Below are 22,877 nucleotides of genomic sequence, written 5' to 3' on the forward strand. Positions count from 1 at the left end.
CGGCAAAGGATTCACGGCTACTGTAAAATTGGTCGGTGCCGAAATGCACCCATTTGCATTTTTTACGGTTAGAGTTCCTGTATATGTGCCCACAGCTGTTCCCGCTGGAACTGCAATATTGATTGAGTTAGCAGGTAAGCTTGCATCTGTAATTGCTACAAAATTATTAATGGGACTAGCGCTCCAAGCAATACTATAAGTCGTTGGTACATTGGTTGGAGCTGTATAAGGTAATGTCACATTTTGCAGATTTGCACTTGCACACACTCCAGCAATACTGCCTAACGTAATTGCAGGTAGTGAATTTACAGTAACTGTAAAACTATATACTGAAGATACACATCCCGCCGTATTCGCTACTGTTAAATTTCCAGTATAAGTACCTGCTTGAGTATTAGCAGGTATTTGAATATTAATTGGACTCGCCGTTAAACCTGCATTTGTAACTGGCAAAAAACTATTTGCTGGACTTGCATTCCAAGTGATGCTATAAGTAGAAGGTGTATTGGTTGCATTGCTATACGGCAGTGTCGTGCTCTGTAAACTAGAATTTGCACATACAGCTGTCGTGGCGCCCAGTGTTAATGTTGGCTGTGCACCTACTACAATGTCCACAGAATTATTTGTAGATATTGTAGAAGTACAGTCTACAGAAGTCAAAGAAGTAACTGTAATTGTACTAGTTCCTAAAACATTTAATCCAACAGCTGTAAAATTTCCTACGCCATTGGATCCTACCGTCATCGTTGCTGTTAAACCTGTAAATGCTGGACTGCTTCTATTATAAGTCACTGTATATGTGCCAGCAGGCAATGTTGTTGATGTGCCTGTAAGCACCACTAGTGAAGTTGTACCTGTTGCTGTGCAAACATTTGGTGCTGATATTGAACTAAAACTATACGTTTTGCAAGTATAAGTAATGTTAACCTGACCTCTTGCGCCAGTTCCTCCATTTTGTAAAGTAGAAGCACTTATAGCTCCTCCTCCTCCTCCTCCGAATATACTTCCTGCACTTCCTGCATCTGTCGCTAATATTAAAGTGCTTCTTGCCGCTCCTCCCCCTCCTCCAAGTCCAGGACCAAAGTTACCAGCATTTCCTCCAGCACCAGAAGTAAGAAGTAAACCTACTGCCGCACTTCCACCAGGATCCCCATTTGAACCATTAGCAGTAGAAAGATTCCCAGTAGCTCCAGTACCTCCTGCTCCTCCAGTTGGGTTAGAATTCGTTGCAACATTTGCATTACCCCCTAGACCTCCTGGCGCATAGACAGAACCACCAGGCACTGTTACACCCGATGCTCCACCTGCGGCTCCATTACCTGTTCCTCCTGTATTAGTTGGTCCTACAACAACATTCAAATTAGATAATCCTGTTGTGGCAATTGTTCCTTTTGCATAAGCTCCACCGCCGCCGCCGCCGCCGCTCCTTCCAACTAATAATGTCACATTTGCAGCGCCTCCGGCACCTCCAGCACCCCAAGCTTCTACAGTAACAACGTCCATACCTGCAGGGAGAGGAAAAGATGAATTACTCGTTGAAATCGAATGTACTAAAGTTTGTGCTTTGGAAGTAGTATAAAAAATTGAGAAGAATAAAATTAATAGAAATCTTAATCTCCAATTGAAATTTAATGGTTTCCCAATGCAAGTTAATAAAGTTGAAAAACTGAAGAAATTCAGCGCAGTAAGTAAATCTTTTTTCATCTTGTGCTATTTTAGTAATTGAAAAATGAATTCAAACTCAAAACAAGATTAATTGCAAAATCAAGCAATATCAGGAGTAAAAGAAGCACTCTAATTTTACAATCAATGTAAGGCAGATAATTGATAGTTATTAAAACTATCCGTTTTGAAGAAAAAATTTAACCGTTAAGGCTTACAAAAACATTTAATCGATTTATTATGCTTTTAATCGATTGAAACACACTACAAGGTACGATTTTATTTACATTAAAATTAAAATTGTAATGCTAAGCCTCAATTTTAACATGTTTGCAAACAAAAACGTGAAGAATAGGAAAAAACTGTTAAAATGACATCAATACACTATAAATCAATACATTACAATATATGTCAAATAAAAAATCCTTTTGCAAAAAATTACAAAAGGATTACGGACTCATTTTATTCTATTTTTAAAAAATCACTTTTTTGGAAGTTGATTTGCCATTTTCAAAAATGACCTTTACCAGTAAAACCTGATGAGAAGAGAATAGATTCTCGATAAATATCTTTTTGGAATTAAACTTATCTTTTTTATATAGTTTATTTCCAGAAAGATCAAATATTATGACCTCTCTAATGTTTTCATTAAAAGACTCAATATTTATTATTTGATTTTTAACGTATACTAAAGTACTTTTAGAACTCCCATCAAAAACCTCATTCCCTAAAGCTTTATAAGCATAAACTATTGAAAAACGATTGCTAAAAGTTCCCACTTCTGAGTTAAAATGATATGAACTTTCAGAAAGATTATGATATTTGTTCAAAGCTTTATCTACCAAAAAAATATTGATTTCGCTAAACAAGTCATCCTGATGATCAATTTCTAGAGTTAAATTAGTTTTCATATCCGATCTATATCCCAACTTAATCGAATCATCCTCTGAAAAAGGTAGAGCCCTCCCCTGAATTATCAGTTTTTTACTTTCCAAAACGCTATAGAGATCAACTGCTTGACCCGAACCGAAGGATTCTGCATCATAACCATCTAAAGCATTAGAAGCTTCTTTAGCATAACCCAATAAAATCTGCTTAAACGCTCCATCGTTATTATAAAGATTTAGCCAGAATCGAAGTCTTTCCATTTCTGCTTTAACCTCAGAGTTTGCAGGCTTAAAGAAAATGTTATTACGAGCTTTAACTCTCATACTGTTATTAAACTCTATGGAGCCTTCGGAACTACTTTTTATAAAAAAACCTTGTCCTGAAGCTATAATTCCATCTGGTGAAGTAATATAGTTAGTCGAATTTAGAGTAGAAGTTATTCCAACACCTCCTAAAAGATTATATACAACATAATCATTTGCCGAGTATTTGCCATTTACAGGTGGTGTACCATGCGTCCAAAAATAAAGTGCTCCTTGTATTTTTGAGGAATTGGCTTTTATAAAAAGATCAGCATTTATAGCAGATGGATATGGATTTCCAATTAAATAATAGCGATCCTTCATTTTTAGTTCAGCATTAATCTTTCCGTTATTTGGAATTCCCTTAAAAACTCCTTCAAAAATCGCTCTATCTGTAATTGAATAATTCTGTGGTGCCCTAATACTATAACCCTGTCCAGGAATCATAGTCATCGTTCCGTTATAGTTTATAACCCAATGAGAAATGGGATCGTACCAATAGTATTTATCTCCAAGGGTATTGGGCGAAAAATCACTCATTTTTTGATTACCAACGGCCGAAGACCAATAGGTGATATCGTAGCGAATCACTGGACTTGTTCTTCGCGTTAAATGGATAACACCCGTATTTACCATATCATCGTCTGACTGATATAAACTTGCCGTATCTTCTAAGACCAAAGTTCCGGAACCAGTATATGCAAACTCTATTGCGAGAGTATTATTTTCTAACAAGGTAACAGTCTTACCCTCATCAATATTGCAACCACAAACGGCAGTAGTGCTTAATTGGGGAAAATTTTCTTTAAAATATACATCTTTTCCTGCTGAAGGCGGACCATTTGACCATGAAATTCCATTCCAAACCGTCGTATTCACGCAGAGTTTTAAACGGACAATTCTATGCTTTGAAATACCAGAAACCAAATTAAAATTACCTCCAATAAGCAATTTATAATCCTCCGTAAATTTCATATCAAAAAGAGTATTATTTAGAGGCGCAGTAAAAGAATTATCAATAGCACCAGAAGGCATCAATCTAATAAGTCTGGAAGCTGTGGTATTTTTATATGTACCTGAAAAGGCGCCCCCAACCAAAATTCGGTCATCTGGCTGAACTAAAATGGAGCGTACATCCCCTTTACTAAATCCTGTCCCAGATTCAAATGTTGCATCAAGACTTCCATCTGTGTTCAGTCTAATTATTCTTTTTTGGGAAATCCCATCAAAGGTTAAAAATGAACCGCCAACAATAATCTTTTGATCTGACTGAAGTGCGATTGCATAAACATATTTATCAAAACCAGTTCTGATATTAAAACTAGAATCAATACTCCCATCAGCATTTAAGCGAACCAACCCCGAAAAAGACTGCCCGTTAAACGTTTTAAAATGGCCTCCAAGAAGAATTTTTCCGTCTGGTTGCAGTACTATACTTTCAACAACCCCATCAGCACCAGAACCCGTATTAAAATCGTTATCTTTTGTTCCATCTGGAAGCAGTCTTGCAATTCTGTTGGCATTCAAAGTTGATCCATTATATTTTGCGAATGCCCCTGCAGCAATTATCTTTCGATCTGACTGAACCACAATTGTGTAAACCTGTCCATTAAATCCATCACCGCTATTAAATAATGTATCAATCTCTCCATTGGATAAAATCCTAACAATCCTATTGTTGGGTATATTATTGTATTTTGTAAAATTACCGCCAATAATTATTTTTCCATCTTCTTGCTGCACTGCTGTTTTTACAAAGTTATTTACACCAGAATTTCCATCATTAAAAGATTCGTCGGTAGAACCGTCCTCCAAAAGGCAAGTTAGCTTTGATATTGACTTTCCATTAAATTTATTAAACTTTCCGCCAATAATAGTTTTCTGATTTCGAAGAGGCAAAATGCTTAAAACAGAATTATCGAAGCCAATACCCGAAGATAAATACCCGATATCATGTTCGCCATCACCACTAATTTTAGCTAATTTCCCCTGATTTTGTCCATTAAAAACAGAAAACGAACCTCCAATAAACCAAGAACCATCTTCGTCAAATTCTAAACTTAGGACAGCCGCTGAAGCTGGCCCAGAACCAATATCAAAATCAGTTTTCAAGGTTCCGTCTGAATTAAGAAAAACTAGCCGATTCACATCATTATTACAATACGAACCCGTAAAAGATCCTCCGACCATTACATCTCCATTCGAATCAATTTTGATAGTCTGAACTCCTTCTTTGCTAAAACCTGAGCCTGTTTGAAAACTTTCATCTTTTGTTCCGTCAACATTCAAACGAATAAGCCGATTGGCCATCACATCATTAAATTCAGTAAAATTTCCACCTATAATCATTTTCCCATCAGGTTGCAGTCCAATCGCATTAACATCATCATTGAATCCAGTACCGCTATTAAATGTAGAATCTAAACTTCCGTTACTATTTAAACGTACAATTCTATTTGCTGAAGTTCCATTGAATGTGATAAAAGTTCCAGTAAGAATTATTTTTTCATCAGTTGTAATCCTAGCATGTGTTATGTTTAATGCCGAACCAGAACCAGTCAAAAAAGAAGAATCAAGCATTCCATTTGAAAATAAACGCGCCACTCGGTTTACTGTAGTATTTGCATATTTTGTAAAACTTCCAACAATTATAATTTTACCATCAGACTGCATTGCAATGTCGTAAACAATTCCAGCCGTCGCTCCTATCGTAGTATTAAAGGTATCATCATAAGATCCGTCAGGGTTTAAACGAATCAGTCTTCCTGCATTAATACCGTTGTAGATTGTAAAACTTCCACCCAAAATAATTTTCCCATCTGGCTGCAAATATGACGCATAAATTTTGCCATTAAAACCAGTTCCCGTATCAAAGCTTTCATCTATTGAGCCGTTTGGATTTAAACGAGTAAGATAAGAAACGGGAGATCCATTTAAACTTAGGAAATCTCCACCAACAATTAAGTTTCCATCTTTTTGTAAAAGAAGAGTTCGTACTGCCCAATCAAAGCCGTCTCCATACCGTCCGTCATCAAATACATTAAATGTTTGGTCAACTTTTCCCTGCTGTGCTAAAAGTATTGAATCTGGCAAATGTAAAAACAGGAATACACAATAGAATAAATTTCTAATCAAAACAATGCAATTTAAATTAATATTGTAAGAATTAAGCTAAAATTACAAAGTTGTAAAATGGTGCACAATACCAAGATTTAGGGATATTGGTGTGCATAAAAAAGAGGCTGTCTCAAAAGTTTTCGAGACAGCCTCATATATTATTCTACTTTATATTTCTACAAATTAGAAAAAATAATTTTCTTGGTGAATGCATGTCCGTTCTCTAAAGTTATATTTACCAATAGCACTTGATCACTAGAATGCAAGTTTTTAATTTGTAGTTCCGAAGCATTCACTTTGGTATTACTATATAATAACTCCGCACCAATGTTATAAACACTTATTTCTTTAATTGTTTCTTTAGAAGAGATAACATTTATTATTTTGTCTTTAACTGAAACTAAAATGTTATTTTCAAGATTTTCAAAATCATCATTCCCTAAAGCTTTATTGGTATAGCGAAGAGCAAAACGATTTGAGTAAGTTCCTGTTCCACTTGTAAAAGTATAATTCTCTTTACGCAAATCTGTTATAATTCCTAATGCTTTATCTTCTAAATAAACTTCCTGAGTTGCAAAGAAACCATCTGCATGGTCAATAGAAATTGTAAAATTACGATCTCCAGTAGCATCGACACCACATTTGAATCCTAAAGGAATTACTTCTGTATTATCAAAAGGAAGTGCACGACCTTGGATCGTTAATCTTTTAGTATTGTTAATGCTATATAAATCAACATAAGAGTTGCTTCCCATTGTAATCGCATCATAGCTTATATCAATATCATTTGTGGCTCCTTCCATGTAACCAATCAGCATTTGTTTAAAAGCTCCTTGCGAATTCGTAGCATTTAGCCAAAGACGATTTTTTTCAATTTTCTTAGTTTTAGCTGTTTTATAAAATTGTGTGTTTTCTGAGCTTCCTTTACGAAGATCGTTATTAAACTTTATTTGAGACACTGTTGGCATTGCAAAGAAACCCTGTCCTGCCGCAATATTACCTTTAAATTCGTTTGTTGGACCAGAAGGGTTATTTACTCGTATAGATCCTACTCCATTATAAACAATATAATCTGAACTTATATATCTATAAGTATTGGTTCCTGAAATAATTTGAGGAGCTTGACTATGCGTCCAGAAATACAATGCACCTAATACATCTTTATTAGTGTCTAAAATTAAATCGCTAGCATCTACCGCAGAAGGATATGGATTACCCAAGAAATTCCACTTGTTTGGCTCTACCGCAACATTGATATCTCCATTGTTTGGCACTCCTGTGAATACTCCTGTAAATATAGATGGACTTGTTATACTGTGGTCCTGTGGAGCTCTAATGTTATAACCTTCTCCAACTCTCATAGGCTCCTTCCCGTTTATATCATATACCCATTTACCATTAAGTTCATCCCAGTAAAAATATTTATCATATAGCGTATTTGGAGAAAAATCGTGCATAGTAAAACCTGCTTTTGTAACAGGCATTGACCAATATACTACATCATAACGGCTAAGGCTAACCGCTCTTTTGTATACAATATCACCCGTATTTACTGCATCCTTACCTTGCAATAAACTCGAACCGCTTTCAAACACCAATTTGCCATTACTATTTATTGCATTTGTAACTGTTAATGTTACTCCTGATGGAATAATTACATCAGATCCGGCAGTAATAATTAAAGAACAAGCATCTATGTTTGTTTGAGCAAGAGCACTAAACGGCTGAACTGATCCAATACTAGAAATCGTAACCCTCTTGTTTCCATCTGGTGAACCGTTTGTCCATCCCGAACCGTCCCACTCTGTATCAACAGTGGTGTCATTTATCTTAACAGTTGCTATACCTGAAGTACAACCTGTCGTACTATTTGTTACAGTAAAGTAATGCGTTCCTGCTGTCAAATCTTGGATAGAAAAATTGGAAGATGTGCCATTAAATGGTCTAGCCCCCATATCACCAGTTTGGTTGATTGTCCAGTTTCCTGATAAACCAGTTATTGTTATACTTCCTAAACTGCTACAAGATGCATCGTTGTTTTTTGTGATTGATGGGGTTGCAGGTGCTGGATTAACTGTTATTGTTCCTGCAGCGAAAACATTTCCGCATCCGCCATTCAATGTTACTGTATAATTAAATGGGCTTCCTGAACTTGCTGTCGGAGTTCCACTTATCGTCACAACATTTCCGGACCAGTCTCCTATAACCCCTGCAGGAAGTCCTGTAACAGTGGCTCCTGTTGCTCCAGTTGTAGCATAACTAATATTAGTAATCGCAGTATTCTCACATACTGTCTGCGCATTAGTGCCTATAGCTGAAGTTAATGAAACCGTATTGGTTGGATTAATTATCAACGATTTCGTAACAGTATTTGAGCATGAACCATTTGTAATAGTATAGCCAACCGTCACCGTTCCTGAAGCTACGCCTGTAACAACGCCCCCTGTAGTAATACTTGCGTCACCTGTAACATTCGTTATCGACCACGTTCCTCCGCTAGTACTATTTGTAAAAGCAGGAGTTGAAGCGCCAATACAAACAGAGTTAGCACCACCTCCTATTGCTGCAACTGTAGGCAATGCTGCTGTTGTAACTGAAATCACATTAGATGCAACGGCGTACACTCCACAAGAATAAATAGGGTGAATTCTATAATAATATGTTACATTCGGCAAAAGATTTGTTACTGTAAAGGAAGAAATGTCTCCAACATCTTTACCATTAAAACCAGGAACAAAAGGACTGAAAGTATTTGAGGTTGAAACATCTAACAAATAAGTAGTTGCACCTGGTACCTTATTCCAATTGGCAGTAAAACCATTACATACTGGTAGAGTAGCTGCTGTAGCAGTCACTTTCCCTGTTATTATAGATCCTATCGATGAATAGGCAATAGAACAACCTCCACTTTTTACTACTGCTCGATAATAAGTTGTAACGCTAACATTAGAAACGGATAAGTTAGTCATTGTATTTGCAATTATTATACCAGGAGTATTAAAGTTATCAGTTGATGATTCCCATTGTACCACATTACCTACATTCCCTGTTAATGTAAAAGTTGTACCGTTTGAAGCAGTACATCCTACAATACTTCCTGATAATGTACCGCCAATACTTGTCGGATTTACTGTTATTATTGCTGACCCTGTGAGAGTTTGGGTGCAAGCAGGAACAGCCTGATATGCTACGCTAACTAGATTGTAAGTAAATACTCCAGAAACTGCGGTTGGCGCGGAAATATTTGCTGTCGAACTTGCCGCTACATTTATAGTAGAACTTGATCCTCCGTTAATATTATATGTAATAGTAACTGGTAAAGATTGAGGATTTGTAAAAATTACGTTTGGTGATGTAGCATTTTGACAAACTGCTATATTTCCGCTAATTGATGCTGTAGGAGAAACTGTTGTAGCTGAAATTGTCGTAGAATTGGTAGTAGGCATACTACCACTACATTTATTATATGCCCTTAGTCTATAATAGTAGGTTGTATTGGGATTTAATCCAGTAACATTGTATGAAGTTACCAGTCTCACATCTAAACTATTATATCCAGCAACAAATGATGAAAAAGCACTATTAGCAGAGACATCTAAATAATAACCAGAAGCTGTACCTAGGATAGCCCAATTAGCAGTAAACTGACTACAAAGTATATTAGTTGCTGCTAAAGAATTTGGTGTACCAGCATTTACATTTTTACTTGTTATTACGGCAATTGATTCTGAACTATAAATGCAAGATGATGCATTTGTTGCTGCTCCTATCACGTTTCGCCTATAATAAACCATGGTTGTTGCATTGGGGTTAGTTGAAACCGTGTAATTCTCTCCTGTTGCACCATTAATATCTGTCCAAGTCGCGTTATCCGGGGATGATTGCCACTGAAACTTAATGGATGGATTAGTATTTGATCCTTGATAAGTAATGGTTGAACCATCCAAAACTGAATTACTTCCTGCACAACGATAAACAGGGCCTGCAGTATTTATTGCATTCACAGAATTTATCGTGTCGTCGGCAGGATAAATAGTAAAATCCGTCACATTAGCTTCATCATAATCATAATAATCCAATACCAATTGACTATTTCCATTCAGATAAACTAATACATTAGTATATTCTGTTGGACCTTGTAGCATCCATGCATCAAAAACCTTAACACCATCTATAGTAAGTTTAACTCCATCATCTCCCTTTACTTTCACAAAATAGCAACCAGCTGGTAAAGTAGATCGCATTCTGTAACGTACGGCGAATGTCTCTCCATAAAAGTTCTGAGAAGAAATTCCCGTTGTGGTAAAAGGTACAGTAGGAGTTAGTGCTCCTCCATACCCTTGACTAAATGAAGTCGTAGTTCCAGTAACAGTATTTGCTTGTGTGAAATATCCCAAATAGCTAGAATTAGTAAAGGCATTTGCTTCTGTGATAGGATCTGGGTCAACCGAACTGGAGAAATCATAAACGTGAGCAATCCATGAATCATTTCCTTCTCTATTTTGTTGATCGACACTATTACTCCCTCCTGTGTATCTCACTGTAATGGTTGAATTACTCCCGGTTGAACTACATCCTGAGTTATTGTTAATTTTCACAAATAAAGTTCCCGTAAACGTTGCTAACCAATCTGTATAGGTAGCTCCCGCGTTCCCATTGTTAGGCTCGACTGCTGTTCCAACATTGTTAGAGGTATTACTTGAGTTAAAAAGTGTAATTCGTTCTCTAAAAGATGATGGGCTTGATACAGCATTAATTGTGTATGTTAATCCCTGAATAACATTCACTGCCACATATCTCCCCACAGGTACGCCTGTAAAAGTTACAGTACCAATATCTGTTCCTGAAACCGATTCTCTGTTATAAATTATGGACTTGGTAGAACCAGATTGTTGTGAACCTGTAAAATTACATTGTCCATAATTACTTGAAACCACAAAAAACATCCCAACACAAAGCAACCCTAAACTTGGCGTAAATGATCTTTTGGAAAAAGATTTAGAAGAAATGAAAAATAAAAACGAGTAAAGTAATTTTCTCATCATATAAGAGCAGGTATTTGTTTTAAATTTGTTTTTGGTTTGCTTAAAAGCAAAAAAGCCAATTCCTTTCAAAAAACTAATGTTTCTTTTTGGTAATTGACTGAACCCTAAAATGTTAAATTCCGGCATTTTAAGCTGGAATTTCAAAATGTTAAAATTCCGTACAAAAATATTTAAATTAGCCTAATACACAAGGTTATAATTTATTTCTTTTTATAAAATCTTAACAAATTTTAGAATTAATTTATAACTAAATAAGCAAAGCAGAATCTAAACGTTAAAACGAATGAAAAAGCCGACAAAAACTACTTTCACCATCAAAGAAGCTTTACAAAAGTTAGAGCATTTTTGTGCTTATCAAGAACGCTGTCATGACGAAGTAGTGGCCAAATTATACAGCCTAAAAATGACTGGTGATGAGATTGACAGTATTGTCGTACAGCTTATTGAGGGAAATTTTCTTAACGAAACGCGTTTTGCTTGTAGCTTCGCTAGAGGAAAACACAGAATTAAACATTGGGGCAAAATCAGAATTACAAATGAGCTTAAAGCAAGAAACATCTCTACAACAAATATTACCCTAGCATTAAAAGAAATTTCTGCTGAAGAATATTATGAAACATTTGAAAATCTAGCTGAAAGATGTTGGAATAGTATTTCGGAAACTAATATTCTTAAAAAGCGCAAAAAGTTCTGCGACTATTTGCTGCGAAGAGGCTATGAAAGTAATTTGGTTTACGAAAAAGCAAAAGAATTAGAAGAGGAATAAATTTTATTCTTAATCTCAAAAAAAATGTCTTTTTTCATCGAGTTTAAGTCCTAGCATTTCCATTCAAAATCGTCTTCGACCACTTACAAAAAGAAAACAATTTTAGGTTGTAAAATATTCCTTTTTTTTACAATTTATAGCTGATCAGACGTTTTTTAATCTAAATCCCTAAAAATCAGCCTTTAAAAATTTAATTTATCACAATTATTCTTACAATAAAAACAGGTTTTTTATAAGAAAAATTGTATGATATTAAAATTTTTAATGTACCACATCGAGTATTTTTTTTGTTCATCGATTATATCGGTGTTCTCAAAACCGCGCCAAGTTTCGGCTCGTAAATGTATATACCTTTGTTTATACACAGAAGTCCTTCACCAGTATAACAAATTGATAAAAAAACATTTAACATGAAAAAAACTCTACTTTTATTCTTATTATTGCCTTTTTTTGGATTTGCACAAACTGATTTAGTAAAATGGGATGCGACAAATTCTGGCAATAGATTTGCTCCTGTTCCTATAGGAACAATTAACGCTTCTGATTTATCAGCAACGGTAACTAATATCTATAACTCTACCAATGCTGCTAATACTTTTTTTGAGAGTAGTGGTTGGCCAACATCTACAAGCAAGGGTGGCCAATATGATCCGACAAAGTATTTGCAATTTGTCCTGTGGCCTAAAACAGGAAACAAAGTAAATTTAAACACATTCTCTTTTGAATGTAAATCTCCAGGTTCTCAAAAATATACAATTAAATATTCCAAACAATCTGATTTCTCATCTGGTGTTTTTAATCTTCTAACAGCAACAGCAGTTACGAGTAATTGGATACAATACACATTGAATTTTTCTGAAGAAATAAACCCTGTTTTACCTACTGAAAAAGTCTATGTTAGAATTTATGCCTATTACACTAATAACGAATTCCAAATTAGAACGGGAAGCGGAAATATTGTACCTACAATCAATGGTGAAGTCTTAAGCTTTGACTCCACCAAAATATTAGCCATCAACGATTACGTTACCACTACAAAAGATGTAGCAGTTAATATAAATCCGTTAAGCAATGACGTAAACAAAGCCAACGTAAACACTTTGGTTATTTCTATACCTCCGTCTGCAGCTGAAGGAACTGCGATAATTAATCCTGATAAGACTATAACTTTTAATCCTGCTTCGGGTTTTATTGGCACTTCTGTTTTCAACTACACCATCTCAAATGCAACAGAAACATCTACAGGAACCATAAAAGTAACCGTAAATCAAGACACAACTGATTTTTTATCGCTTTGGAATGGAGCCGATGACACTTTTAATCCCGTAACCAAACAATATGTAGACCCGAACTCTCCAATTACAAAGGCGGGCACTAACATAAGTTTAGATTATACATTTCAAAACCAAAATAATGCCTTTTTTCAAACGAGCGGCTGGCCTGCTTCTCCTAGTAATCCTAATGTTGTAGATAAAGCAGATGAAACGAAATACATTCAATTTAAAATCGCACCCGATTCTAAACACAAATTAAATCTTAAACAATTTAATTTTACTTACCGAGGAAAGAATCAAAAATTTCTTGTAAAGTATTCTAAGAATCCAGATTTTACCAGTGGTGCGCAGATTTTAATTCCAGACAGTAATACTCCCTCGTCATGGACATCATTAACCAATAATATTGCGCCAGGCTTAAACACCTTATTGCCTGGAGAAACATTGTACATTAGATTTTATGTTTATGCAAACAATACTCCTAATAGTTCTTTTGATATAAAAAATGGAAACGGAAGTCCCGAAGGTCCAGTAATCACAGGAACCATCGACGATGTTTTTACTTTAACGGCAAAGAATGATTTTATTTCGACACCATCAAATCAGGCTGTAACAGTCCCTATTCTAGACAATGATGTTATTGGCGGCTATCCTTTAGAATCCATAACGGTAACACAACCGAGTAATGGCACTGTAACTGTAAACGGTCTTAACAATATCACCTTTACACCTGCAGCAAATTTTACTGGATCTGCAACATTTACATACACTCTTAAAAACACTAATTCTAATTATTCTTCTGCTACTGTAACTGTTAATGCTACAGCACCTGTTTGTAATCCAGGTGACCAAATTAAATACGGAGATAATAAATGGATCGGATATGTGTATAAATCAACAACTTTACCACCATCTGCAGACCCAAATCCTGCAACGCCTACTACCATTCCGATTTCAAACATGACCTATATCGGACAAGTTGAAGAAAACAAACTATTTAATCGCGATGTTATACAAGGAACTGTTACCGGCGTAAATCCGCAGTTATGTGAATCTCCTTCGGACTATTTTTTTGTTCGTTATAAAATGAAAACAAAAGTTGATGTAACAGGGACTTACAATATTACCGTTGGAGGCGATGATTATTATCGTTTGTATTTAACTACTGCCTCTGGAACAACGAAAATAATCGATCAATGGTCTGGTGTAAATTACTCTCAAAAGGCCATAAATATGGAATTAACAGCTGGCGTAGAATATACTTTTGACTTAGAATACTACGAAAAAACAACCGATTCTAGAATACAATTTTCAATGGGCCTAATAGCTGGAAGCAATACAGTACCTTATCCATTTGGCGATAATTTGTGGAAAGTGTACGGATTCACTACTGCGGATAATGGAAATAATTTTACCATTCCCCAAGGAAGTTATGCCGGGTATTATAGCGTAAATCCAGTAAATATTAATACAACAGATTCATTTGCTCTTGCAGAATCACCTTCTTTTAATCCTGCTGCATCTGGATGGCAAGGAGCTCCCGTGCCTCAAGATTACTTTACTTTGGTTTATAAAAGACAAGGATTTCCTTGCGGAACATACCAGATACAAATTACAAACTGCGATGACCAAGTACAAATTTTCATTGATGACGAAAATGCTACTTCTCCAGTTTATACATCACCAGGAAACATTAACGACAATGCTCCTGCAAACAATATATTAACCACCCCGAGAGTTCTAGGCAAAAATTCTAAAGTTGAAATTCGCTTAAAAGATTACAAACTAAGCGCAAGACTAAATTTGAATTTTATTAAAATTATAACAACCTACAACGGCACAGGAACTATTCCGAATGGCAGCTCTGTAGTAATAAATGCAAATACAGAATTAAATTCAGATCTTGCTGTTTGTTCGTGTACAATTAATGATGGCGTGACCTTAACCGTTAAAAAAGATGTTACGCTAACTGTTGACGAAAATATAAATGTTTTTGGACAAGGAAAGCTGCTAATTTTAGATGGAGGATCATTGCTTCAAACTTCTACAAGCAAAGACATGTTTACAGGAAGCTCACAAGCCTTTGAAGCTCAAAGAACAATCAATGTGGCACGTTATGATGTTACATTTTGGTCGGTGCCTGTAAACAATACGAGCTATACAATGAACAGTCTTTCTCCGCAGACTTTATATGACAAATATTACACTTGGAATGCTTCGCTCGGAAAATGGGAAGTTAGCCCTAATGGAATATTACCCATGGAACCTGGCAAAGGATATAGTATCAGAGCGCCCCAAACATATGATATAAACATTCCGGCAGATTTTACGGCAAAATTTACGGGAACTCCAAATAATGGAGATATTCCAGTACCGCTTGTTGCTGACAAATGGAATTTAGTAGGTAACCCTTATCCTTCTTCTATCGATGCCGAAGAATTTATTACTCAAAATGGTGATGTTGGGGCATTGTATTTTTGGTCGCATAATACTCCTCCTAAATTAATCGAGGGAACCACTACCTACAGATATAGTGGCTCAGATTATGCTGTTTTTTCTTTGATGGGAGAAACCAGACCATCTCCAAAAGGAACAGTACCTAGTGGCTACATTGGCACTGGACAAGGTTTTTTTATCCAGCCAAAAGTAAGCTCTATAGTTTTTTCAAACAGTCAAAGAGTCAATGCACAGAACACATCATTCTTTAAAGCGACTTCAAAAACGAACAAAATAGAAAAAAATCGTTTATGGCTGAATTTGTCAAATAATGACTATGCATTCAAACAAATGTTAATTGGATATGCAACTGGAGCAACTAACAGTATAGATCCTAATTTTGATGCTATCACATTGGCAAGCAACTCTTATATAGACTTTTTTAGTATTAACGAAACTAAAAAACTGACTATTCAAGGTCGCGCTTTACCTTTTGATGATGCAGATATTGTTCAGCTGGGTTACAAAAGCACTTTTGTAGGCGATCTTACTATTTCAATAGATCATGCAGACGGATTTTTTACTACTCAGCCTGTTTATCTAGAAGACAAAGTTACTGGCACAATAACAGACTTGCGCAAAGAAAATTATACTTTTTCGAGTGGAACAGGAACTTACTCAAATCGTTTCGTTCTTCGCTACACAAATAAAACGTTAAACACAGATGATTTTGAGAATGTAAAAGATGGAATTTTAGTTGCTGTAAAATCAAAAGTAATCAACGTGACCAGCGGAGTTGAAAACATTAAAGAAGTTCAAATCTATACGATTGGCGGACAATTGCTTTACAGCAAAAACAAAATTGAAGCAAAAGAATTAGAGGTTGCTAACTTACATTCTAGCAATCAGGTTTTATTGGTAAAAACAATTCTTGAAAATGATCACGCAGTTACAAGGAAAATCTTATTTAATTAATAATAAAAGAAGCTGTATCAAAAGCAAAATCAAGTTGTAGAAATAGCATAAATAGAAAATTTCTCCAATAGCTACCGAATAAATAAGAGGCTGTCTCGAAAAGTCGAGACAGCCTCTCATTGTTTTTATTCTTTTCTAATAATTATAATCAAAACACAAAATCTCTAACTAATTCCAAAATTTGACTAATTTCTTCTTGCGAATTATAACTATGAATACAAAAACGTAGTCGCTCCTGACCTTCTGGAACAATCGGAGAAAGAATAGACTGCACATCGAATCCTTTTTCTTGAAGTCGCTCTGACAATTCTTTTACTCTTTTGTTTCCTGGAACAATGGCAGAATGTATAGGAGATTTACTATGGACAAACATGGGTTTTAATCCTAACAAATTTTTCTGTTGATTGAAAAATATAATATTCTGACGAAGCTTTTCAATAGCCTGTTTTTCGATTTCTAACTGCTGATAAGCCATAAAAATTGTCGCAACAGCATGGGGAGACAAAGCAGTAGTGTAGATAAAACTTCGAGCAAAATTAATTAGATAATCTTTAAGCTCAATACTTCCTAAAACTGCCGCCCCTTGGCAACCTAGAGCTTTTCCAAAAGTTACAATTCGCGCAAAGATTTTGTCATGCAATTGTAAATACTGAGTCAGTCCTTCTCCTTTTTCTCCAAAAACACCCAAAGCATGAGCTTCATCGACAACCAAATAACAATTGTACTTTTCGGAAAGTTGCACTAATTCTTCTAAATTTGAACTATCACCATCCATAGAAAAGACAGTCTCTGTTACAATGTAAATTGTTGCATTTGGAAATTCAAGAATATACTTTGCCAAATCTTCAAAATCATTATGAATGAAGGAATAGGATTTTGCTTTAGACATTGCGATTCCATCTTTTATAGAAGCATGACATAATTCATCATACAAAACAACATCATTTTCTTGCGGTATAGCGCTAAAAAATCCTAGATTGGCATTGTAGCCCGAATTAAATATTAAAGCCGATTCTGCCTCATGAAATTGTGCTATAAAACTTTCCGCTATTTGATATAGCGAATGGTTTCCTGTACTCAATCTAGAACCTGTGGCTCCATTTTGAAAAATCTCATTTTCTAATAAATAAGCGTGAGTGTGCTTGTAAATAGTTTCTGATTGAGAAAATCCGATGTAATCATTAGAGGAGAAATCGATCAGATTATTAAATACAGGCAATTTTCTAAACAGATTTCCCTGCTTACAGCTTTCTATTTTACGTTTAATATTTTCAGGCAGATCCATAAGACAAAGTTAGGCATTTCCTATAGAATAAAATAAACGGCGGATTATATGCAACCCACCGTTTTTCTAAAATTAAACTGCGCTAATAAATGGTGATTGTCTAACATAATTTGATTCCACCATCTCTTTTACAAGAAATTTCGAGATATCCAATGCAGTAATTTTATCACCCAAACAATCTTCAAGACTTACAGAAATTTCATCACTACCATCAGAAAAAACAATTAAGGGAACACGAACCTGCGTCCAGTCAACCTTACTATCCTTTAGAAGATCATAAGTGAATTGTCGGTCTTTCTGGATTTCAGGAAAATTAGTTTTCATCCAATCGGTTGCCATCACTGTTTTTACACTTTTTTTATCAAATGGAGTATCTATATTCAATCCCGCAAGAAGAACATACCTTTTAATTCCATATGCATCCATAGCATTTAAAACATTCTTTGTTGCTTGACTCGCAACCATGGGCTCACCTAGTCTTTGACCAATAGTACAGATCACAGCCTGACAATCTCTGACTAATAAATTTATGGAATCACTATTGACTGCATCGCCTTTGATGATTTCTATTTTTGAATCCTTAATGGTAAAATTGTCCGGATTTCTTAGTAAAAGTTTTATACTAAATCCGCTTTCTAGTAATTGGTTTACTAAATATTTTCCTGTTCTTCCGCCACCGCCAAGAACAGCAACTTTTGATATATTTTTCATATATATTCTTTATAAAATTTGACATAAAAAGTTATGTTCCATCATTCTAGATGAAACAAAGCGCAAAAGCTTACTGAGCTTTTACAATCGATCAAATATTTTATAAAGAGATTTTGATACTTCAAAAGTAATAAAATAAAAAAGTCAGACAAAATGCCTGACTTACAATTTATTGTATTTTTTCTTTCTCTACCCATTTAAAATTTCCTTTTTCAGTGGCATCAAGTAAATCAATATTGAGCTTATTCGAAAGGTTTAGAGAGAATTGAAATGCAGATTCTTTATCTTCAAAACTGTACATTTCATAGTGCCTATTTTTGACATACCAAAGTTTTGTTCCAAACTCACCATATCTATCTTCGAAAAAAGAAACATATTCAAATTCTGTTGCCTTCAATTTCACATCATATGAAAATGGCCCAACAATATACCTCGAAATTATAGTGTTGGTCTTCAAATTTACCAGCATATTTTTAGTTGCAGAAAATTTAAAACCGTAAACCAAGCAATATGTCCCACACAAAAGAAACACTACGAAAGCCCTAATCGCTATTTTAACCGATACTTCAATAAAAGCAAAATACACAAACAAAAGGATCATATAAATAAAAGCTCCAAAAAACACTGATGCCAGTAATAGTTCGTACCAAGCTCGTTTTCCTACAAAAATCGAAATTTCATTCTCTGTTTTTTCTTCCATGCCTCAAAAATAAAAAAAGCCAGACAATACTGTCTGGCTTTTTCAGCTTATTTTGAAATTGTCTTAGTCTACTAATACAATTATCTTATTGTTTTTCATTTCGATTGTTCCTGACTTAATCCCTAAAGTATAAGTTTGGTCATTAACTCTCGTAAATTTATCAGCAGCCTCTTTAGAAAAACTGAAGCTTGGAGCTGCAATTTTAATTGTTCCCTCTTCTAAGATTGAAACAATTGGGGCGTGATGATTTAAAATCTGAAAGCTTCCGTTAACTCCTGGTAAAGTAACCGATGTTACCTCTCCTGAAAATAATTTCGCTTCTGGTGATACTATTTCTAAAATCATAACTGTTTTTTAAAATTCCAAATTATAAAATTCCAAATCCCAATCTTGGAATTTGGAATTTTTATTTTTTTGATTTTATCAAGCTCTGCTTGATTATTATGCTTCAGCTAACATTTTCTCTCCAGCTTCGATTGCATCTTGAATAGAACCTTTCAAGTTGAAAGCTGCTTCTGGAAGGTGATCTAACTCACCATCGATGATCATGTTAAATCCTTTGATAGTATCTTTAATATCAACTAATACACCTGGGATACCTGTAAATTGCTCTGCAACGTGGAATGGCTGAGACAAGAAACGTTGTACACGACGTGCTCTTGCTACTGCAAGTTTATCTTCTTCAGATAACTCCTCCATACCAAGGATCGCGATGATATCTTGTAATTGTTTGTATTTTTGAAGAATTTCTTTTACTCTTTGTGCACAGTCGTAGTGCTCGTTTCCTAAAATTTGAGGAGTTAAGATTCTAGAAGTAGAATCTAACGGGTCAACCGCAGGATAGATACCTAACTCAGCAATTTTACGAGACAATACAGTTGTTGCATCTAAGTGCGCGAAAGTTGTAGCTGGCGCAGGGTCAGTTAAGTCATCCGCAGGAACGTAAACCGCTTGTACAGATGTAATAGATCCTTTGTTTGTAGATGTAATACGCTCTTGCATTGCACCCATCTCAGTTGCTAATGTTGGTTGGTAACCTACCGCAGATGGCATACGTCCTAAAAGTGCTGATACCTCAGAACCTGCTTGTGTAAAACGGAAGATATTATCAACGAAGAATAATACATCTTTACCTTGGTCTGATCCAGCTCCATCACGGAAGTACTCAGCGATAGATAATCCTGAAAGTGCCACACGTGCACGAGCTCCAGGTGGCTCATTCATTTGTCCGAAAACGAAAGTAGCTTTAGACTCTCTCATTCCTGGCATATCTACTTTAGATAAATCCCATCCTCCATTTTCCATAGAGTGCATGAAATCTTCACCGTATTTAATAATTCCTGACTCCAACATCTCACGAAGTAAGTCATTTCCTTCACGTGTTCTTTCACCTACTCCAGCGAATACTGAAAGTCCACCGTGACCTTTTGCAATATTGTTGATCAACTCCTGAATCAATACTGTTTTACCTACTCCAGCACCACCAAACAATCCAATTTTACCTCCTTTTGCGTAAGGCTCGATCAAATCGATTACTTTGATACCTGTAAATAAAACTTCAGATGAAGTTGATAAATCTTCAAATTTTGGTGCTGGTCTGTGGATTGGCAAACCATTCTCTCCAGATTTTGGCAAATCACCTAAACCGTCAATGGCATCTCCAACAACATTAAATAATCTTCCATATACATCTGGACCGATTGGCATTTGGATTGGGCTTCCAGTTCCAACTACTTCATATCCTCTGCTTAAACCGTCTGTTGAGTCCATAGAAATGGTACGAACAGTGTTTTCACCAATATGAGATTGTACTTCTAGAACTAAGATAGTTCCGTCTTTTTTAGTGACTTCTAGTGAATCATAAATTTTTGGAAGTTCAACATCTTTACCGTTGAAAACTACGTCTACTACTGGTCCAATGATTTGAGCAACTTTTCCTATTACTTTTGACATTACTTATGTATTTATTAAATAGCTATTTAGGTTTATCGAAAATACCTCTTTTTTCAGAGCGCAAAGATAATTTTTTAAAATATAAAATCAATTTTTTTTTCATAAAAAATAGCATGATTTTGTTTGATTCATAAAAGTTGGATTTCAAATAACTAAAAAAACAAATTTTAACATAATAAAAAAAGCCACCACATTTTTAAAACGAGCGACTTTTTTACTAAAAAAAATGGCTTTATTATAACTATAACACTTTAGGAAACATAACCGGATAGTTGCCTATATTTACTCCATTTAAATTTGATCCGTACTTAGCATTGATAGCTTCGATAAATTTATTAGCAATCAAAGCATACCCTCTTGGTGAGGGATGAACCCCATCTAAAGAAAACGCACCTCCTGTAACAAATGTAGATTTCACTGTAAAGCCATTAACCGTAATTCCAGCACCTGCAATTTGCTTCATTAAAGCTTCTGTATCTAAAATAGCTAAGTTTTTAGCCGTAGCTACTTCCACAATAGTTTCATTGTAAGATTTGGTAGCTCTAGCCACTTCTGCAATTTCATCTTTAGTCAGTACCCATTTGTCCGCCAAAGGCACTGAGACTCCATTAACTTTTGATGGATCTTCTCCAACAAGTGTCCCTATGAAATTCATCGCTGTTAAAACCACTAAATCGTCTTTTGTCGCTTGTCTGTACGAAGGAAGCCCATAAGCTGAAAGATTAGTTAAATAACTATCGTCAATCACCACAGGATTACTTCCCACTACAAAGTTTATTGTTCTTTTCGCAACTTCATCAGCATTTATCAATCCTAAAGCCTTCAATTGTTGCAAACCTCCATTATAAGCTGCATATCCAGCATTTAATTGAGCTGCTTTCTCTGCTGTTAACCCTACAGGATTATACGGAACAGTTGTAAAATAAGGCAACGACGTAATATTTGGCAAGTTTGCTATTACACCTTTTGCCCCTTTAGCCGTTAACCCATTTATTATATTGGAATAAACCATTTTAAAAACTGTAGGATCTGTAATATCGCTTCCTGAATAAGTAGACGGATCCATATTGCCTGTTTGATCTTTCCCTGTACCTCCTGATGTAGCATATCCTAAAACATCATTTCCTCCAATCCATAAAGAAAAGAAAGTAGGAGATTGCGCAATTGCGTCGGCCAAAACTGTTGTATTCGGAGAACTTGCAAATCTTGCAAAATACGGATTAGCTTTTCCTGTTGCTACTCCAGCCACGTTACCATAACCAGGAGCTACTAAGTGATAACTTCTTGCACCAGGAACTCCTAAATTATTAAAAGCACCCGAAAGATGTGCGGTAACTTCTGTAGTTGGCACTCCATCTACAGGAACAGGAACTTTCCCATTAAAATACAAACGTGGCCCACTAATAATATTACCACCTAATAATAACCCACCTATATTATCACTAGTTAATGGAGTACTAAAAGTCGCATTAGTTATTAAAGCAAATTGCTGAGCAATTATATTAGTATACGCCCCTTGCTGCCCTTTAATAAACAAAGCATTATCACTAAAGCCAGCAGCAAAAGAATCCCCCAAAGCAACATATTTCGAAAAATCAGCACTTCCCGAAGTCAAAGGCTTACCATCTGTCGACTCTGTTACGGGAGCCACATCATCATCACTATTACAAGCCATAAAGGTTAACGAAACCAATAAAAGCCATTTGAAATTTTTTATCATAATTTATAATTTTTATAATTATCCGCTTCCGAACTAAACATTC

Annotated in this window: 11 protein-coding genes; 2 read left to right on the forward strand and 9 right to left on the reverse strand. The window is 35.4% G+C overall.

What is annotated here, in order from left to right; genetic code table 11:
- From DM397_RS11100 to DM397_RS11110, 3 genes are all read right to left on the reverse strand, one after another.
- Positions 1-1,704: glycine-rich domain-containing protein (locus DM397_RS11100; RefSeq protein ID WP_111377605.1), on the reverse strand; the 1,704-nt coding region annotated here is incomplete at its 3' end.
- A 431-nt stretch (positions 1,705-2,135) separates the two neighbouring features.
- On the reverse strand, positions 2,136-5,987 hold the full coding sequence (locus tag DM397_RS11105; RefSeq protein WP_111377606.1) for a T9SS sorting signal type C domain-containing protein: 3,852 nt from the start codon (positions 5,985-5,987) through the stop codon (positions 2,136-2,138).
- A gap of 158 nt (positions 5,988-6,145) precedes the next feature.
- Complete coding sequence (locus tag DM397_RS11110; protein WP_162615482.1) at positions 6,146-11,014, reverse strand: T9SS sorting signal type C domain-containing protein; 4,869 nt, start codon at positions 11,012-11,014, stop codon at positions 6,146-6,148.
- A 283-nt stretch (positions 11,015-11,297) separates the two neighbouring features.
- Here DM397_RS11110 and DM397_RS11115 point away from each other — a divergent pair, with 283 nt between their 5' ends.
- A complete protein-coding gene (locus tag DM397_RS11115; RefSeq protein WP_111377608.1) occupies positions 11,298-11,780 on the forward strand; it encodes a regulatory protein RecX in 483 nt (160 codons plus the stop codon).
- A gap of 410 nt (positions 11,781-12,190) precedes the next feature.
- The gene (locus DM397_RS11120) at positions 12,191-16,465 is read left to right on the forward strand and encodes an Ig-like domain-containing protein (protein ID WP_111377609.1); all 4,275 of its coding nucleotides are present in this window, start codon (positions 12,191-12,193) and stop codon (positions 16,463-16,465) included.
- A 148-nt stretch (positions 16,466-16,613) separates the two neighbouring features.
- On the opposite strand, the gene DM397_RS11125 is transcribed toward DM397_RS11120, so the two are convergent.
- From DM397_RS11125 to DM397_RS11150, 6 genes are all read right to left on the reverse strand, one after another.
- Positions 16,614-17,750, reverse strand: coding sequence for an aminotransferase class I/II-fold pyridoxal phosphate-dependent enzyme (locus DM397_RS11125; protein WP_111377610.1), 1,137 nt, complete (start codon positions 17,748-17,750; stop codon positions 16,614-16,616).
- Between the two features lie 72 nt (positions 17,751-17,822).
- Complete coding sequence (locus DM397_RS11130) at positions 17,823-18,461, reverse strand: NAD(P)-dependent oxidoreductase (protein ID WP_111377611.1); 639 nt, start codon at positions 18,459-18,461, stop codon at positions 17,823-17,825.
- Between the two features lie 169 nt (positions 18,462-18,630).
- Positions 18,631-19,161, reverse strand: a complete 531-nt coding sequence (locus DM397_RS11135) for a hypothetical protein (RefSeq protein WP_111377612.1) — start codon at positions 19,159-19,161, stop codon at positions 18,631-18,633.
- Between the two features lie 63 nt (positions 19,162-19,224).
- Positions 19,225-19,506 carry a FoF1 ATP synthase subunit delta/epsilon gene (locus DM397_RS11140; protein ID WP_111368086.1) on the reverse strand — a complete coding sequence of 94 codons (282 nt, stop codon included), beginning with the start codon at positions 19,504-19,506 and terminating at the stop codon, positions 19,225-19,227.
- Positions 19,507-19,602: 96 nt separating this feature from the next.
- Positions 19,603-21,114, reverse strand: a complete 1,512-nt coding sequence (gene atpD / locus DM397_RS11145; protein ID WP_111377613.1) for a F0F1 ATP synthase subunit beta — start codon at positions 21,112-21,114, stop codon at positions 19,603-19,605.
- A gap of 241 nt (positions 21,115-21,355) precedes the next feature.
- A complete protein-coding gene (locus tag DM397_RS11150) occupies positions 21,356-22,834 on the reverse strand; it encodes an SGNH/GDSL hydrolase family protein (RefSeq protein WP_111377614.1) in 1,479 nt (492 codons plus the stop codon).
- Positions 22,835-22,877: the final 43 nt, after the last annotated feature.

Origin of the sequence: Flavobacterium nitrogenifigens (assembly GCF_003254565.1) — a bacterium.
Lineage (GTDB): Bacteria > Bacteroidota > Bacteroidia > Flavobacteriales > Flavobacteriaceae > Flavobacterium > Flavobacterium nitrogenifigens.

Coding starts and splice junctions, on each gene's coding strand:
- DM397_RS11115 (WP_111377608.1), top strand. CDS start 11,298: ATGAAAAAGCCGACAAAAACTACTTTCACCATCAAAGAAGCTTTACAA.
- atpD (WP_111377613.1), bottom strand. CDS start 21,114: ATGTCAAAAGTAATAGGAAAAGTTGCTCAAATCATTGGACCAGTAGTA.
- DM397_RS11135 (WP_111377612.1), bottom strand. CDS start 19,161: ATGGAAGAAAAAACAGAGAATGAAATTTCGATTTTTGTAGGAAAACGA.
- DM397_RS11130 (WP_111377611.1), bottom strand. CDS start 18,461: ATGAAAAATATATCAAAAGTTGCTGTTCTTGGCGGTGGCGGAAGAACA.
- DM397_RS11140 (WP_111368086.1), bottom strand. CDS start 19,506: ATGATTTTAGAAATAGTATCACCAGAAGCGAAATTATTTTCAGGAGAG.
- DM397_RS11125 (WP_111377610.1), bottom strand. CDS start 17,750: ATGGATCTGCCTGAAAATATTAAACGTAAAATAGAAAGCTGTAAGCAG.
- DM397_RS11150 (WP_111377614.1), bottom strand. CDS start 22,834: ATGATAAAAAATTTCAAATGGCTTTTATTGGTTTCGTTAACCTTTATG.
- DM397_RS11110 (WP_162615482.1), bottom strand. CDS start 11,014: ATGATGAGAAAATTACTTTACTCGTTTTTATTTTTCATTTCTTCTAAA.
- DM397_RS11120 (WP_111377609.1), top strand. CDS start 12,191: ATGAAAAAAACTCTACTTTTATTCTTATTATTGCCTTTTTTTGGATTT.